This window comes from Bradyrhizobium sp. (genome assembly GCF_027307225.1).
Lineage (GTDB): Bacteria > Pseudomonadota > Alphaproteobacteria > Rhizobiales > Xanthobacteraceae > Bradyrhizobium.
Genome location: NZ_DAHUXJ010000025.1, coordinates 1 through 16,462, shown reverse-complemented (window position 1 = coordinate 16,462; position 16,462 = coordinate 1). Strand labels below are relative to the sequence as shown.

Genomic DNA, 16,462 nt, shown 5'->3' with positions numbered 1-16,462 from the left:
CACTAGCCTATTTCGCCAATTCCTTCAGACCAAGCCGGATGAGCTGTGCCGTCTCGGCCTTTTCTCCGGCGCTGCGCGAAGCGGCTGCAATGGCGGCCGCCGCCTGCGGCTGGCCATAGCCGAGATTGACCAGCGCCGAGATCGCATCCGTTACCGGGCGCGGCGCTCGGGAATCGTCGATGGCGCCGGACAAATGCACCAGCGCCGGATCGACATTGGCGAAGGCAGGCGCCTTGTCCTTCAATTCGGTGACGATACGCTCGGCGACCTTGGGGCCGACGCCCGGCGTGCGCGTCACCGCCGCCTTGTCGCGCAGCGCGATCGCGTTCGCAAGATCCGGCGGCGGCAGCGTACCAAGCACGGCGAGTGCGACCTTGGCGCCGACGCCCTGCACGGTCTGCAACAGACGAAACCATTCGCGTTCGACATCGCTCTTGAAGCCGAACAGCTTGATCTGATCCTCGCGCACATAGGTCTCGATCGACAACACCGCCGCCTCGCCCGCTGCCGGCAACGCCTGCAAGGTACGAGAGGAGCAATGCACCTGATAGCCGACGCCGCCGACATCGAGGATGACAAAATCCTCGCCGTAGGAATCGATCAGGCCCTTGAGCTTGCCGATCATAGGCTGGCCACCTTCAGCCGCATCGCAGCGCTGCTGCGATGATGCGCGTGCGTGATCGCAATCGCGAGCGCATCGGCCGCGTCAGCCGACTTCGGCTCGGCCTTGGGAAGAAGAATTTTCAGCATCACCATGATCTGGTTCTTGTCGGCGTGCCCGGCGCCAACCACCGTCTTCTTCACCTGGTTGGGCGCGTATTCCGAAACTGAAATTCCAAACATCGCCGGCGCCAGCATGGCGACCCCGCGGGCCTGGCCGAGCTTCAAGGTCGCGACGCCATCCTTGTTGACGAAGGTCTGTTCAACCGCGGCTTCTGCGGGGCGAAAATCGCCGAGGACCATAGCCAGCCCCTCGTGAATGGCGAGCAGACGGCTCGCCAGCGGCAAATCCCGCAGAGGTTCGATCGACCCGCAACCTACAAAAAGCAGACGGTTACCCTCGACCTCGATCACTCCCCAGCCGGTGCGGCGCAGGCCTGGATCAATGCCGAGGATGCGGACGGGTGAGCGAATCGGCTGGGACGACATGGCCATTTTATACCCCATGCCGCAGATTCGCGCCTAGCACAGGGAATTCGCGATCAACGATCAATCGAGCGCGCGGACGGGCCTACCCACCCATCTTGGCGACCAGTGCGTCGGAAATCTCGAAATTGGCGTAGACGTTCTGGACGTCGTCATGCTCGTTGAGAAGGTCCATCAGCTTCAACAGCTTCTCGCCGGTATCGTCGTCGACTGCGACCGTATTCTGCGGCTTCCAGATCAGCGCAGCCTTGCGCGCCTCGCCGAACTTCGCCTCCAGCGCCTTCGCGACGTCGCGGAAAGTCTCCTGCGAGGCGTAGATTTCGTGACCACTTTCGCTTGACGCCACGTCGTCGGCACCGGCGTCGATCGCCGCCTCCAGCATGGCGTCGTCGGAGGCCACCTTGGCGTCGTACTCGACGACGCCCGTGCGATCGAACATGAACGAAACCCCGCCGGTTTCACCGAGATTGCCGCCCGATTTGGTGAAATAGGAGCGGATGTCGGAGGCTGCACGGTTGCGGTTGTCGGTCAGCACCTCGACGATCACGGCGACGCCCCCGGGGCCGTAGCCCTCATAACGGATCTCGTCGTAGTTTTCGCTATCGCCGCCGATTGCTTTCTTGATCGCGCGCTCGATATTGTCCTTTGGCATGTTTTCCTGCCGCGCGGCGATCACGGCAGCGCGCAGGCGCGGGTTCATCGCGGGGTCGGGCGTTCCCAGTTTGGCCGAGACCGTGATTTCGCGGGCGAGCTTGCCGAACAGCTTCGACTTCTGGGCATCCTGACGCCCCTTGCGGTGCATGATGTTCTTGAACTGGGAATGTCCGGCCATGCCTGATCTCTGGAAGTCGAAAAGCGGTGATTGGGTGAAAGGCGCGGCCTTATAGGCCTCTAACTGTCTGAAATCAAAGATTTGGCGGCGTTTTTGGTAACATGGTAGCGAAAGTGCTCACGAATCAGGCATTTGTTAACCATGAGTTCACGGCGCGGTGAGAGGATGGCCGACACCCTACCTGGTCCAGAACTTCATCATGGCGATTGGATTATTCCGGAAAGCTGCACCCCCGCCGCCCGCGCCTGCCGCTGAGTCCCCAGCGAAGCCGGTTTCGGTGACGGAGGCAGACGATCATTCGGAAGCCGAGTCGGTCCGGCAAATCCTCGAACTGCTTGAAATCGAGCTTGGCGGCATGATTCGCCAGCTTGAACGCGCGGCAAGTTCCGTTGCCGGTGGCGCGGAGGCGACCGCGGCCACGCTTGCCAGCGTCCGCCAGCGCACCGATGCGCTGAGCGTGCGATCGAGCGAAGCCCAGGATACCGCGGCCATTTTCTCGCAGGCCGCCGACAAATTCGCCGAATCGGCCAAAGGCATTGGATCGCAGGTGCGCGACGCCGGCAAGCTCGCCGACCGGGCGAGCGCGGCCGCCGATCAGGCGAGCGCCAATGTCGACCGCCTGAAAGAATCCTCCGCCGCGATCGGCAATGTCGTCAACCTGATCGCCCAGATCGCGAGGCAAACGACGCTGCTCGCGCTCAACTCGACCATCGAGGCGGCGCGCGCCGGCACGGCCGGCCGCGGCTTTGCGGTGGTCGCATCCGAGGTCAAGGCGCTGGCGGTGCAGACCCAGGATGCGACCGAGGAGATCAAGAAGAAGATCGACGCGCTGCAACGGGACGCCGCCGGATCGGTCGAGGCCGTACACCGGATTTCGCAGGCGATCCAGGAGATCCGCCCGGTCTTCGAGAACGTCAATGGCGCGGTGACCGAGCAGAACCGGATCACGCATGAGATGACCGACAACGTCGCAACCGCGTCGAACTTCATCGCTTCGGTCGGTTCCAGCGCTGCCGAGATCGATCATGCCGCGAAGGAAGCCGAGGAGCATCGCGAACATGTCTCCAATGCCGGCAAGGCCGTCACCCTCTTTGCGCAGAAGCTGAAATCCCGCTGCGCGGTGCTGCTCGGTCACGACATGCGCGCCGACCGTCGCAAGGGAGAGCAGTTGCCATGCAACCTGAAGATCGAGATCGACACCGCGCAAGGCCGCCTCACCGCGCAGGTTTATGAAATTTCCGTCGAGAACATCCTGATCGGCGGTGGCGAAGCAGCCAGGATACCGCTCAATCAGACGCTCAGCGCTACTCTTCAAGATATCGGCGCGTGCAAGATCCGCAGCGGCGAACGCTCGAGCGCGGGCGTTCAGGCAGACTTCATGACCAACGATGCGGCCCTCGTCGAGAAGATCGAGGACAAGCTTTGGTCGATTCATGACGAGAACACCGAGTTCGTCACCCGCGCGATGGAAGCCGGCGTTCAGCTCTGTCGGATGTTCGAGCAGGCCGTCGCCGGCGGCGCGGTCTCGATGGATGCCCTGTTCGACGCCGACTATGCCGAGATTTCGGGCACCAACCCGGTGCAGCACCGCACCCGCATCCTCGACTGGGCCGATCGCGCGCTGCCGCCGTTCCAGGAGACTTTCCTGGCGAGAGACCCGCGCATGGTGTTTTGCGTTGCGATCGATCGCAATGGCTACCTGCCGGTGCACAACAAGATCTACGCGCACCCGCAGCGCGCGGGCGATGTCGCCTGGAACACGGCCAACAGTCGCAACCGCCGCATTTTCAATGACACGGCCGGGCTTGCCGCGGGCCGCAACCAGCGCACCTATCTGATCCAGAGCTACGCGCGCGACATGGGCGGCGGCAACACGGTCATGATGCGCGAGATCGACGTGCCGATCCGTGTCAATGGGAAGCACTGGGGCGGCTTTCGTACCGCCTATAGACTTTAAGCCGCGTTGCTGGATTTGAGGCGCGTTGCTTAAGATGAACGAGAGCCGAAACGTTGGGGTTTGATGATGCCCGCCGCAAAACTTGCAGGATCTGAAAGTCTCCCCGAGCGATCGGAGAGCGAACGTCTGGTCGATCAGCTCAGCAATCGGATCGGCGGGCTCGGGGTCGAGCTTGCCGACGTCGCCGGCAATGTGCAGGAGGTCGCGAGCCGGGTTTCGGCGCAATCGGAGCTTTTCACGCACCTGCAGAAGACCGCGGAAACGATGGTCTCGGCCAACCATGGCATTGCCGATGCCTCGCGGGCGGTACAGTCGGCGTCGTCCGAGGCGGTCGGAGACATCAACCAGTCCAGGGGCGCCGTCGAGGCTGCGGTCAAGCATATTGCGGCACTGGTCGAATCGGTCGACCGGATCGAGACGCGGCTCAGTGCTGTCTCTTCGGCGCTGGCGCAGGTGGCAAAAGTCTCGACCTCGATCGAGGCGATCGCCAAGCAGACCAATCTCCTGGCGCTGAATGCGACCATCGAGGCGGCGCGTGCAGGGACGGCCGGCCGCGGCTTTGCGGTGGTCGCAAGCGAAGTGAAGAGTCTCGCGGAGGCGACCCGTCAGGCGACCCACCAGATCGGCGACACCGTGCGCGACCTCGATGGCCAGCTCGGAAACCTGATCGGAGAGAGTGGCGAAGCCTCGTCGCGGGCCAAGACCGCGAGCGAAGGCGCCACACAGATCCAGACCATCATCACCCGTGTCCAGGACGGCTTCAACAAGGTCGGCCAGGAGATCGACGGCGTCGCAAAGGCGGCGACTTCCAATCTCGGACACTGCGACACCGTGATCGAGGAACTGCGCAACCTCGCCAAGGGCGTCGATCTCTCCTCGAGCGACCTCAAGCATGCCGACGAGCGCGTGACCAAGCTGCTCGATCTCTCCGAAAACCTCATCGCATCGATCGCCGACAGCGGGGTGGAAACATCCGACGCGCCGTTGATCCGCGTCGTCGTCGAGACCGCCAGGCAGATCTCGGATATTTTTGAAGCGGCCGTCCAGCGCGGCGAGATCACGCTCGATGCCCTGATGGATGAAAACTACCGCGAGATACCCGGCACCGATCCCAAGCAGTACATGACGAACTATGTCGAGTTCACCGATCGCCTGCTGCCCGCCGTTCAGGACCCGATCCAGAAATCCGACCCGCGCATCGTGTTTTGCGTGGCCTGGGCCAAGGGCGGCTACCTGCCGACGCATAACCCCAACTATCGCCTGCCGCAGGGAAAAGATCCGGTCTGGAACAATGCGAACTGCCGCAACCGGCGCCTCTTCAACGACCGCGCCGTGAAAAAGGTCGCGGCCAGCACCAAGCCGTTCCTGCTTCAGACCTACCGGCGCGACATGGGCGGCGGCAATTTCGTACTGATGAAGGACGCCTCCTCGCCGATATTCGTCCGCGGACGCCACTGGGGCGCATTCCGCCTGGGTTTCCGCCAAGGCTGAGGCCGACCTCGGCGAACGATCCGCCCGCGGCCATCTATCGGCTCGCCCAGAAATCCGGCAGCGCCGGCGACAACCTCCCGCCTGCGCGAACGGCAGCGACTTTCATCGCAAGGCCCGTCGCGTCATCGGTCTCGACTGCGATCCCGCTCAACGTCGCTACTCCCATCGCCGGCTCAAAGCGCGACGCCGGAATACCCGACGTAAAACGCCGGATCGGCTCATCCTTCTGCATGCCGATGATCGAGTCGTAGTCGCCGGTCATGCCGGCATCGGTCATGTAAGCGGTGCCGCCCGACAGGATCTGATAATCGGCGGTCGGCACATGGGTGTGGGTGCCGACCACAAGGCTGGCGCGGCCATCGCAGAAATGGCCGACCGCCTGCTTCTCGCTCGACGCCTCGCCATGGAAATCGACCACGACAGCGTCCGCCGCTTCCCGCAACGGACAGGCCGCAAGCTCGCGCGCCAAAACAGCGAAGGGATCGTCGAACGGCGTCATGAAGACCCGGCCGATGGCGTTGACGACCAGTGCGCGCTTGCCGCTCTTGGTGTCGATCAACGCCGCGCCGCGGCCGGGCGTGCCGGCCGGAAAATTCGCCGGGCGAATCAGGCGCGGTGCGCGCTCGATGAACACCAGGGCCTCGCGCTGATCCCAGGAATGGTTGCCGAGCGTGATGGCGTCGGCGCCGGCATCGAGCAGTTCCTGATAGATCGCCTCGGTGATGCCAAAGCCGCCGGCCGCGTTCTCGCCGTTGACCACGACAAGATCGAGCGACCAGTTGCGGATCATCCCGGGAAGATGTTCGGACACCGCCGTACGTCCGGATCGGCCGACCACGTCGCCGACAAAAAGTATCCTCACTCATCCACTCCAAGTATCTCCGCTCACACGCTCCGAAAATCGAACGTTTTCTTTTCCGTTAGCACATAGTCGAGCGCGACGTCGTGCGCGAGTGCGGGAACGGCTTTTATTTCCTGGGTGGCGAAGGCAAGTCCAATGGCCGTGATCGGCTTCACTTTTCGCAAATGCGCCAGTGTATAGTCATAGTGACCGGCGCCGTAGCCGATGCGGTGGCCGAGGCGATCGAAGGCCGCGAGCGGCACCAGCATGATGTCGGGGATGAGTTCAGCCATGGCCGGCGAGGGCTCCAGAATGCCGAGCGGCCCCATGGTGAGACGATCGCCTACTACCCACGCGCGGAACACCAGCGATTTGCCGCGGGAAAGCACGGCGGGCAGCGCGAGCTTCGCGCCTTGAGCGGCGAGCTTCCGCATCAGCGGCACCGGATCGAGTTCGCTTCGGATCGGCGAATAGCCGGAGACGACGGTGCCTGGCGCGATCTCAAACGGCAGGGAGCGCGCGGCGAGCTTTTCGCCGGCGGCGGCGCGCGAGGCCGCTTCCATCGCGTCACGCGCATCGAGCGCGAGTTTGCGCAAGTCAGCTTTGGATGGAAGTGCAGACATGCGCTGGCTCCGTGCGGTGAATTTGAAGTTCCTTTCGGTCCTGTCGCGAGTCCATCAAAGGAACTTCAAATTCGAGGCCGCACTCAAATTAATAAACCACTAGAGCTTCTATGATTCCGAAGTTCGTAAACGTGGAGCCGCAATATGATACGAACTTCGGAATCGGAGCACTAGTCATCGCAAACGCCCCATCACGCCACGGGAAGGAAAAGAAAAGTGCGAAGCCGCGGTCGCCGTTGGAGCGCTCGATCCCGGAGTTCCCTACGAAAGTAGGTGGGCACCATATGCCCGGATCCACGGACCCGGCCAGGGACAGTTCCCTAAAGGATCGATAAGGCCCCGGGGATATATGGCTCCTGACGCGCGACGCAGCCTCGCGGGAACCAATGTAACAACGATACGGCCGAACCGCCAGCGGCCGCAGGGGCGAATGCGCCGACTCGTTCTAATGTTTTTACATTGTCAAACAACCAACGTCCGTCATTCCGGGATGCGCCGAAAGCGCAGGCCCGGAATCCATCGCGCCGCTGGAATGTCGGGGAGAAATGGATTCCGGGTTCGCATCTTCGATGCGCCCCGGAATGACGAGAGTTATTCAATGAACCCTTTCGTTCGGCCACACGGGCGCATTGCCGCGGCACGATCGAGCCCGGGTTTTACCAACTCTCACCCCCCGAAAAACAGAGGGCGCAGGGAATGCCGGGTGTTTGACTGCACCCGCAGCCTCGTGCGCAATGTAATAAAGCACACGAGTTAGTTACCACAGGTCAGCCAGGACAATCCGGCATTCCCTGCACGACGGTTTACGACTTATTCCGCGCTCTTCCCGGTGACCGGCTTTCTTGTCACCGTCGCCGGTGCAATGCGCAAGCATTGCGCCAACTTGGCATCAGCATCGGGATGCCAGAACCACACGGCTTCGTCGTCCGCGACTGACGTCACCCGTCTTGTGACGCCGCCACGTCCATCGTATCCCGCGCTCCACGTTCGTGACGATGCGCAACGCCCCTCCTGGTTGAGCGCGAGACGCCCGAAGACCTAGCGGTGATTTGCCCGACGGCGCAAGGGGGACTTTGAGAAGATTCTGGCTTACTTCGCTATCAGTTGGAATGACACACCAAGAGGGGATGCAATGCAAAGCTTCGGCACTAGTGGTCCGATACTAACATTCGCATTGCGAATTCGCGGCTAGGTGGGTAGCGAGTGTCAAATCCACTCCACTAGCGCTCCGATTTCCGAAGTTCGTATCATATTGCGGCTCCACGTTTACGAACTTCGGAATCAAAGGAGCACGAGCCAATTATATGATTCTAGTGCGGTTAGAATTTGAAGTTCCTATGACGAGATTACCGCGAAACTGATAGGAACTTCAAATTCACCGCACTAGCTACAGCTGCGATTTCCGGCACCGGCGATCACAACAAAAGTAATTGTCGCCGGCGCGAACCGTAACGAACCGGCACTCGCCGGCAAGCCGGCCAGCTTGGGCAAGCGGTCGACGTCCTCTGCCGCTAGTACGGCGCCGTTCAGGCGCACGGCGGCACTCTGCAAACTCGGGGCGTCGAGCGTGAACCGCATGGAAGACACCGGCAGCACCAGCTCCTGCGAATTTTGCGGGTCGTTATTGATGATGAGCAGCACCACGCCGCCGCTCACGCGCCGCTGGCAATGTGCATAGACGTGCAGACCTCGCCGGACCGGCACGCCGGCTTCGAGCACCAGGCGTCCCATCCATTGCCGCCACAACAGCGCCGCCCAGTAATTCGGCCTCGGCTTGAACGTCGCCTCGTCGAGAAGGCCGTAGTCGCTGCCGACCAGCGTATTGTGCATCACGATCTGCACGCCGGCTTTTGCCAGCCGTCCGAGTTGGTCGAGATATCTGAAGGTGTCGAGAAACGTCGAACTCCATCGATCTCCACCGCAGGCGGCTTCCGCCGTCTCGGTGAGCCAGATCGGCTTGCCCGGCGCCGCGCGGTCGCGCAGCCCTCGATAAAACGCCAATGTCTGATCGGTACGGGAGAGCCATTCTTCCGACAACGCGGCATCGGCCGTCTGCCCGCCCGCGCAGCGCTCCGATAGCGCGCCATAGTAATGATATGAAACGGCGTCGATGCGAGGCGCCACAGCCTGAAACAGATCCGCTGCCTCCGACGAGCGGTCGATGGTGCCCGGTCCGAGGATCATCACATCGCCCGCCGCGTGTTTCATGAAAGCGTGAAATACGGAAAAGTCCGCCGCGAAGTTGCTTGCGCCATAGCCGGCCGGCGCACCGCCAATCGCGGGCAGATCCGGCTCGTTCATGAATTCGACTGCTGCGATGTGGCCGCCGGCCGCGCGGGTTGCAGAAATAATTTTTCGCGCCTGATCGGGCTTCCATTTTCCCTTTGCATCGCGCGTGCCCGGACTGATGGCAAAGGATGTCACGATCGGCGCGTCAACCGCCTTCGAAAAATCGATCACGTCGCGCCACCGGCGGCGTGTCAACACGCCCTTGTATCCGGCCGGTGCACGGGACAGCGTGCTGTCCGATCCGGCAAAGAATGTCGAGTTGGCAGCGGTACCGCTGACGCGCAGGTAGGCCGGCGACAGGGCGGAGGCGAATTTCCGCAGCAACGGGCTTGCGAGATCAATCGGCGATCGGTTCGAAACCAGATCGAATTTCTCATTCGTTTTCCTGGGCGTGGCTGATCGTGCCGCTTCGTCAGGCTTCGTCACGCTATCTGCGGCCGCGTAGGGCCTCCAGAACGGCCCACCCGTCACCTCGACCATTTCAATGTTGAAGGATTGAAAGCGTTCGTCGATCGTGCCGACCGACGGCAACTCCGCGGGCACAATGGTCGCCTCGCCGGCTGCGGCGCAATCGCAATGCGTGGCAAAGAACGCGACGGCGACGGCTATCCCACGAAGGTGCGGACGGATTGGAATGAAAAAGCGGAGCATTGACGAAATTCTCTGTACCGCTCGTCCTATGTCGCAACCTCGGACAATGAAGCCTGGGCGCGACGCTCAAAGATGGCTGCGCCCTGGCACCTTGCGATGTCGATAGCCGTCGCAAAGGCGGCTCGCGCTTCAGCCTTGTTGCGACGGTCGAGGGCCAGCAGGCATTGACCTCGCAAACGATAGATTTCGGGCAGGTAGACGCCGATGCCGGCTTCGTCGATGCCCGCGATTGCGCGATCAAGATGACTGAGCGCGTCCGTTTGCCGGCCAACCGCCAGCAGCACTTCTGCCGCAACGCCTCGATAGTACTGCGGCAGTGGGCCGGCCGCAGTCGCCTTGGCGATCTCGGCGTCGATCAACCGTACGGCGTCGGCTGCGGATGCGCCGGTTGCCGTCGCCCATCCGACCAGGATCAGACTGCTGGCCCGCCATGGCGGCAAACCGAACTTGTCGGCCAACTCAGCCGCGCGATACGCCGCTGCGTGCGTCGCCCCGCGATCGCCTCCGAGCTGATAGCCGATGGCCGCGTTGTGCAGCCCGTGCGCGAGGCTGTTAGGGTGATCGATCGCTTCGGCGAGGGCCAAGCCCTGCGCAAAATACGGTATTGCCTGTTGTTCTTCGCCCAGCAACCGAAGCGAGTTGCCGCACTGGATGTGTGCGCAAACGGCGGGATCATGGCCGCCGAACGCGTGCGCCAGGTGCCGATGCTGCGCCATGTCATACAGCGCAATGACCTGCCGGCCGCCTTCGACCGCACCCCTGGCATCGCCGCGAAAATAGGCCGTTGAAAACTGGCAATGATAGGCTTCGAGCAGCAGTTCGCGATCGCCCGAACCTTGCGCGAGCGAAACCAGTTCGCGGGCGCGATCGCGCGCAAGCGCCGTCTTGCGACGCAGATTGGCGTTGATCCAGAGGCCCCACTTGGCCTGGAAAGAAGCGGGGCCGTCGCCGAGTTCGGCGCCAATTTCGCTGGCGTTGCTGTAGGCGTTTTCGGCCTCCTGGCTTTGCAGGCCGTGGGTGACGACCGACGCCGCACCAAGTTTCAGCCAGAACTCCAATTGCCGCCGCAGGCCTTCCGCTGGTGGCAGCGCCTTCGCAAGTTCAAGGCCCGCGGTAAAATGCGCGATCGCTTCGGCATAGGCCGAGCGGCTTACGGCCTGATCGCCGGCGCGGATGCGGTATTTGCAAGCGAACTGGCACAGCCTGGCCTCGCCGAAATGATAGGCAAGCAACTCAGGCTCGTTGGCGGCAACATCAGTGAAGCGTTGCTCCAATGCCTGTGCAACACGCCCGTGCCATTCGCGACGACGTGTCATCAACAGGCTTTCATAGGCGGAATCGCGCACCAATGCGTGCTTGAAGCTGAAGCTCCGCCCAAGGCTGTCCTCCTCGGGAAACACGATTCCGGCCGCGACCAGCTTGGCGAGCAGGTTTTCAAGCTCGTCGGCATTCTTGCCGGCGACAGCTTCCAGCAAGGCGAAGGTGAATTGCCGGCCGATCACGGCGGCGGTCTGGGCTATCTCGCGCGCGCCGCCAAGGCGGTCGAGGCGCGCCATCAGCGAGTCCTTCAGCGTCGCCGGCACCGCCGCGTCCTCGCCCGTCGATTCCATGACGCTTCGGGTGAGCTCCTCGACGAACAGCGGTACCCCGTCGGTCCTGGCGATAATCGCGGCGATCGTGTCGGTAGCGAGCCCATGCGCGGTGGCGACGCTTGAGACCACCTGCATGCATTCGGATCGGCCCAGGCGTCCGAGCGTGATCAGCGTTGCATGGGACCTTGCCAGCCACGGAGGCGTGAAATCCGGCCGAGCCGACACCACGACGAGCAGGCGAGCGCGATGGATGCTGTCGGTCAACCGCGTCATCATCTCGAGCGTGGTCGCGTCTATCCAGTGAGCGTCTTCCAGCACGATCAGCAGCGGATCATCATCGCCGGCCCGAGCCAGAATCTGGACGATCAACGCCAGAATTGAAGCCTTGCGTTGCGACGGTGACGATGCGGCGGGAATTGTCTCAGCGAGCGGAATCGACAACAGCTCGGCCAGCAGCGGCAGTGCGGCCGGATCGACGATCCTTCGTGCCGCAAGCAGCGCGCGGAGTTTCTCGGCGCGCATATCCGGCGAATCCGCAGGCGCGATCGCGGCAACCCGGTTGAGATACTGGAGCACCGGGTAAAGCGCGCTATCGCCGTGATAGGGCGAGCATTGCAGGTTGATGCGCGCGTGCGGCTCGCCTGCGAGTTCTTCCAGCAGCGCTTCGATAGCCCGCGATTTGCCGATGCCAGCTTCACCGATCAGCGTCAGGATCTGGCCTTCGCCCTGCCGGGCCAGATGCCAGCGCTCGCTCATCAGGCCCATCTCGTGAGCTCGGCCGATGAGCGGCAGACGTCCGGCACGGCTCGCGGCAAAGCGGCTTTCGATCGAGGCTTCACCGCGCACTTGCCAAACCGGCACCGGGCTCAACCCCTTCAACTCGTGTTCGCCGGTGTGGGTAAGTTCGAACAAGCCGCCTATCAGCTTCTGCGTCGACCCGCTGACGAGGATGGAGTCTGGCGTGGCCAGCGCCTGCAGCCTCGCGGCAAGATTGGGCGTTTCACCGACGATGGTCCGCTCCTGCGCCATGCCGGTACCGATGATCTCGCCGACCACGACGAGGCCGGTGGCAATACCGATGCGGGCTTGCACGCGCGCGCCATCGGGCATTTCGATATCGTGGACTTCGGCCAGGATGCCGATGGCGGCACGGACGGCGCGTTCAGCCGCATCCTCGAAGGCGGAAGGAAAGCCGAAATAGGCCAACACGCCATCGCCCATGAATTTGGCAACGAAGCCGCCATAACGACCGATCACGCCGGCAACCGCATCCTGATATCGCCGGATCACGCCGCCAAGCAGCTCCGGATCGAGCTTCGCCGAAAGCGCCGTGGAGCCGACCATATCAGTGAACATCACGGTCACCTGCCGTCGCTCGGCATCGCCGGATTCTCCCGCCTCCAGCGATCTCTCACCTGACGCGGTCGCCTCTGCCGAAATATTGCGCGCTGCAATGGCCTTCAAAAGCCGTCGGCGGTTGCCGAGCGAAAGCCCCAGCCTTTCGAGATCGTGGTCATCGAGTTCGGACAGGATATCGAGGCCGATATCGTTCGCTTCGAACACGGCCGCATACTGCTCCAGATTATTCGTACGCAGCCACTCGCGAAGATCACTCATGCAATCAGAACCCTGCCGGCTTTCAAAAAGGTATTCTGGCACATCCGCAGTACACCGGGTACAGGACTTTCGGATTCGAGCAGCGGCAGGGATGTTCCTTGGGCTCGGCCAACGTTCACAAGTCGACAATGCGGTGGCGTTCCGTGCCGGCAGGTGGCAGTTCTGCGGGCACAATGGTCGCCTCGCCGGCTGCGGCGCAATCGCAATGCGTGGCAAAGAACGCGACGGCGCAAGGAGAATGTTGCGCTGCGCGCGCGAGAGAGCGACGAAATCCGGCCGTGCAAAACTTCTGACGGGATTGCCTGACGCTGATTTTCCCTGCATTCTTTGCGAAAGCCTTCTCGATGAAGAGAGGCTCTCATCGAGAGTTCCCGCCATGCGCAGCATTCGCTGGCTTGCCGTCATCCCGTTTATCGCACTCATTATCGGTCCGTTCTTCGTCAACAAGGCGGAGCCGTTTGTCCTCGGTCTGCCGCTCCTGCTGGCATGGATCGTGGCGTGGATTCTGATCACTTCCCTCATCATGGCCGTGATCTACGCGGCCGATCCGGTCAATCGGGAGGATGAACCATGAGCGGCGCACTGCCCTTTATCGCCGCCGCAGCGCTGCTGGCGCTGCTGCTGGGTTTTCTTGCCCGGCGCGGCAAGGACATGAACCTCGAGCAATGGACGGTCGGCGGCCGCGGCTTCGGCGCGATCTTCGTGTTCCTGCTCCTCGCCGGGGAAATCTACACCACCTTTACCTTCCTCGGCGGCAGCGGCTTCGCCTACGGCAAGGGCGCACCGGCCTATTACATTCTCTGCTACGGCACGCTGGCTTATGTGCTGTCCTACTTCATGCTGCCGCCGATCTGGCGCTACGCGAAGGAACACCGGCTTTACTCCCAGTCCGATTTCTTCGTGCGGAAGTACGATAGCTCCACACTCGGCGTCCTGGTCGCGCTCGTCGATATCGTCGCGCTGATTCCCTATCTCGTACTCCAGTTCAAGGGGCTCGGCATCATCGTCGAGATCGCCGGCTATGGCGCGATTTCCTCGACGGTAGCGATCTGGATCGGCGCCGCCGTCGTCGCCGCGTACGTCATGATGTCGGGCGTGCACGGTTCGGCCTGGACCTCGGTCGCCAAGGACATCATGATCCTTGGCGTTGTGGTCTTCCTCGGCATCTATCTGCCCACTCATTATTACGGCGGGCTGGAGCCGATGTTCGCGGCGATCGACAAGGCGAAGCCGGGTTTCACCGTGTTCGCTGCGCACGGACAGAGCCTGTGGTGGTTCTCCTCGACCGTGCTGCTCACCGCGCTTGGCTTCTACATGTGGCCGCACACGTTCGCTTCGATCTACACCGCCAAAAGCGCCAAAGTGATCCGCAAGAACGCGATCTTTCTGCCGCTCTATCAACTGATCCTGCTGTTCGTGTTTTTTGTCGGCTTTGCCGCAACCTTGCAGGTTCCCGGGCTCTCCGGCCCCGACATCGACCTCGCGCTGTTCAAGCTGTCGGCAAAGACATTCGATCCCTGGTTCGTCGGCGTGATCGGCGCAACCGGCGTGCTGACCGCACTGGTGCCGGGTTCGATGATCCTGATGACGGCGGCGACCTTGATCGCCAATAACCTCTATCGCGCCGTCAATCCGTCGGCCGACGACCGCCAGGTATCGCAGCTTGCGAAGTTGCTGGTACCGGTTGTGGCGCTGGTTGCCGTCATCTTTACCTTGAAGGGTGGAACGACGATCGTGGCCCTTCTGCTGATGGGCTACAGCTTCGTGACCCAACTGTTTCCCTCGCTCGTGCTCAGCCTCGCACCGCGTAATTTCGCAACGCGCGAGGGCGCCGGTGCGGGCATTGTCGCCGGCGTCGCCACCGTTGCCGTCGTCAGCCTGACCGGGGCGAACTTCCATAACCTGTCGTGGCTGCCGCCGGAGATCCAGGACCTCAACATCGGCATCGTTGCGCTGGTCGTGAACGTCGTGGTGCTGGTCGTGGTCAGCCTGGCGACGCGGGGCGCCGCGGCGCCGGCCCACGCGGCCGCTGAAAAGATCTGAAATTGGCCGGGCCCTACTTTGGCGGCCGCAGTCCGGGCGAGTTGGCCCAGTCGTTGATGTTGGCTGCCGTCTCGGCCTGACGGGCTTTCTTCAGGAGGTCGTCCCGTTCGTTGCCGGTGAGTAACTTCGCTTTCTCCCTCGCTTCTTCCGCGAACGAGACGAGCCGATCCTTCAGCGAAATGGTGTGCTGGAAACGACGCCGCTCTGTCATGGCGCGGCTCCTTGCTCGAGTGGGCGGGAGCGCAACCGGCGTTCTCATCACCGATGGATACCACGGGCGGTGCGGTGATGATCCCTAACGATCCGCGACGCGGATCGTTGCTAAGTCAGACTTGGCCCAATGTTCCCTTCAATTCAGGGCGGTGGCATCGAGCCCCGAACAGCACGGACAAGATCAACAATCCATGGCTGCGCTATCGCAGCTTCCTGGTGTTGATGCGGATGTCAAAGATCGGATTCCGGTCCCGATCGGTCACGTTTACCGCCCAGTCCTGACCCGGACGAATGTTGCCGTCCATGTCCTTGAATATCTCGCCAGCAAAGACCGTGGCCTCGTGCCAGGCCGCCTCATCGTTCGGCAATTCCTGACCGGTTTCGTCCGCACTCGCAAAGATATTGTGGACGTCGAAAAAATACCGCGGCATCACCGTGCCCCCTGCAAGTCGCGATCCATCTGTTCGATGGTCATGACAATCACTTCGCGGTGCTCGCACAGCGTCTGCAAATTGACTTCAAATGCTCTCAGGGTTTCTTCCGCGAGCCTGATGTCGTGGCGATGGCGGCGCAGCTTTTCGACCCTCGCCGTTTGCTCCGAAATAAGACGTTTGGCTGCGGCGATGTGTGCATCGGCCTGAGCGAGATGTCGCTGCTCGAGTTTGCGGTTCATGATCGTTGTTTCGCCGACAAGGATGTTCTCGTCATCGCCGTTGGACGCTCCGGCGATCGGCACCTCGATCCTGCGGCCTGCAAAGGCCCCGGGCGGAGGATTGTCCGCGAGTACCTTGCGACCGCGCGCAATGCTTGCCCTCACCAGCGCAAGGTGACGGACATCCTGCTCCATGTTGGAAAATTGGACCGTGCGGAGTCTTGACGACATGTTACCGCTCCCTGTCGATGCAGGCGGGAGCGCTATCGGGTCTCTCAGCCACCGGCGCCCACGAAACGGAGTACTGCCGACGATCTAGGAAGAATATCCGAGAGGCGAAATGGTTGCTAGTGCGGTGAATTTGAAGTTCCTATCAGTTTCGCGGCGACCTCGTCATAGGAACTTCAAATTCTAAACCGCACTAGAATCATATAATTGGCTAGTGCTCCTTTGATTCCGAAGTTCGTAAACGTGGAGCCGCAATATGATACGAACTTCGGAATCGGAGCACTAGT

14 protein-coding genes and 1 other RNA gene are annotated in these 16,462 nt (G+C 62.0%); 4 read left to right on the top strand and 11 right to left on the bottom strand.

Annotated features, from left to right (window positions below):
• Window positions 1-7: 7 nt before the first annotated feature.
• The 3 genes from ruvA to M6D32_RS04410 all read right to left on the bottom strand — a co-directional run bounded on the left by ruvA (window position 8) and on the right by M6D32_RS04410 (window position 1,978).
• Complete coding sequence (gene ruvA / locus M6D32_RS04420; RefSeq protein WP_298253754.1) at window positions 8-625, bottom strand: Holliday junction branch migration protein RuvA; 618 nt, start codon at window positions 623-625, stop codon at window positions 8-10.
• The gene (ruvC, locus tag M6D32_RS04415; protein WP_298253752.1) at window positions 622-1,149 is read right to left on the bottom strand and encodes a crossover junction endodeoxyribonuclease RuvC; all 528 of its coding nucleotides are present in this window, start codon (window positions 1,147-1,149) and stop codon (window positions 622-624) included. Before ruvC ends, ruvA begins: the two co-directional genes overlap by 4 nt.
• 82 nt (window positions 1,150-1,231) lie before the next feature.
• A complete protein-coding gene (locus tag M6D32_RS04410) occupies window positions 1,232-1,978 on the bottom strand; it encodes a YebC/PmpR family DNA-binding transcriptional regulator (RefSeq protein ID WP_298253750.1) in 747 nt (248 codons plus the stop codon).
• Between the two features lie 199 nt (window positions 1,979-2,177).
• Between M6D32_RS04410 and M6D32_RS04405 the strand changes: the two genes are divergently transcribed.
• Together M6D32_RS04405 and M6D32_RS04400 are read left to right on the top strand one after the other, a co-directional pair.
• On the top strand, window positions 2,178-3,935 hold the full coding sequence (locus M6D32_RS04405) for a methyl-accepting chemotaxis protein (protein ID WP_298253860.1): 1,758 nt from the start codon (window positions 2,178-2,180) through the stop codon (window positions 3,933-3,935).
• A 66-nt stretch (window positions 3,936-4,001) separates the two neighbouring features.
• A complete protein-coding gene (locus M6D32_RS04400) occupies window positions 4,002-5,426 on the top strand; it encodes a methyl-accepting chemotaxis protein (protein ID WP_298253748.1) in 1,425 nt (474 codons plus the stop codon).
• 34 nt (window positions 5,427-5,460) lie between these two features.
• Here M6D32_RS04400 and M6D32_RS04395 read toward each other — a convergent pair whose 3' ends face one another.
• The 5 genes from M6D32_RS04395 to M6D32_RS04375 form a co-directional block, all read right to left on the bottom strand.
• Entirely contained in the window at window positions 5,461-6,288 is an 828-nt protein-coding gene (locus M6D32_RS04395; protein ID WP_298253746.1) for a TIGR00282 family metallophosphoesterase, read from the bottom strand.
• Window positions 6,289-6,311: 23 nt separating this feature from the next.
• On the bottom strand, window positions 6,312-6,890 hold the full coding sequence (locus tag M6D32_RS04390; RefSeq protein ID WP_298253744.1) for a 5-formyltetrahydrofolate cyclo-ligase: 579 nt from the start codon (window positions 6,888-6,890) through the stop codon (window positions 6,312-6,314).
• 217 nt (window positions 6,891-7,107) lie between these two features.
• Window positions 7,108-7,268: non-coding RNA, 6S RNA (gene ssrS / locus M6D32_RS04385), on the bottom strand.
• A 1,005-nt stretch (window positions 7,269-8,273) separates the two neighbouring features.
• On the bottom strand, window positions 8,274-9,830 hold the full coding sequence (locus tag M6D32_RS04380) for a hypothetical protein (RefSeq protein ID WP_298253742.1): 1,557 nt from the start codon (window positions 9,828-9,830) through the stop codon (window positions 8,274-8,276).
• A 26-nt stretch (window positions 9,831-9,856) separates the two neighbouring features.
• Window positions 9,857-13,039: an adenylate/guanylate cyclase domain-containing protein gene (locus tag M6D32_RS04375; protein ID WP_298253740.1), complete on the bottom strand. Its 3,183-nt coding sequence runs from the start codon at window positions 13,037-13,039 to the stop codon at window positions 9,857-9,859.
• Here M6D32_RS04375 and M6D32_RS04370 point away from each other — a divergent pair.
• Both M6D32_RS04370 and M6D32_RS04365 read left to right on the top strand, forming a co-directional pair.
• Entirely contained in the window at window positions 13,038-13,613 is a 576-nt protein-coding gene (locus M6D32_RS04370; RefSeq protein WP_298253738.1) for a DUF3311 domain-containing protein, read from the top strand. The two genes, M6D32_RS04375 and M6D32_RS04370, sit on opposite strands and share 2 nt — an antisense overlap.
• Entirely contained in the window at window positions 13,610-15,082 is a 1,473-nt protein-coding gene (locus tag M6D32_RS04365; RefSeq protein ID WP_298253736.1) for a sodium:solute symporter family protein, read from the top strand. The genes M6D32_RS04370 and M6D32_RS04365 overlap by 4 nt, the downstream gene beginning before the upstream one ends.
• 13 nt (window positions 15,083-15,095) lie before the next feature.
• On the opposite strand, the gene M6D32_RS04360 is transcribed toward M6D32_RS04365, so the two are convergent.
• The 3 genes from M6D32_RS04360 to M6D32_RS04350 form a co-directional block, all read right to left on the bottom strand.
• Window positions 15,096-15,293, bottom strand: a complete 198-nt coding sequence (locus M6D32_RS04360) for a hypothetical protein (protein ID WP_298253734.1) — start codon at window positions 15,291-15,293, stop codon at window positions 15,096-15,098.
• 202 nt (window positions 15,294-15,495) lie between these two features.
• Window positions 15,496-15,726 (bottom strand): hypothetical protein, encoded by a 231-nt coding sequence (locus M6D32_RS04355; protein WP_298253732.1) that lies wholly within the window; start codon window positions 15,724-15,726, stop codon window positions 15,496-15,498.
• Entirely contained in the window at window positions 15,726-16,178 is a 453-nt protein-coding gene (locus M6D32_RS04350) for a hypothetical protein (RefSeq protein WP_298253730.1), read from the bottom strand. The genes M6D32_RS04355 and M6D32_RS04350 overlap by 1 nt, the downstream gene beginning before the upstream one ends.
• Window positions 16,179-16,462 lie beyond the last annotated feature (284 nt).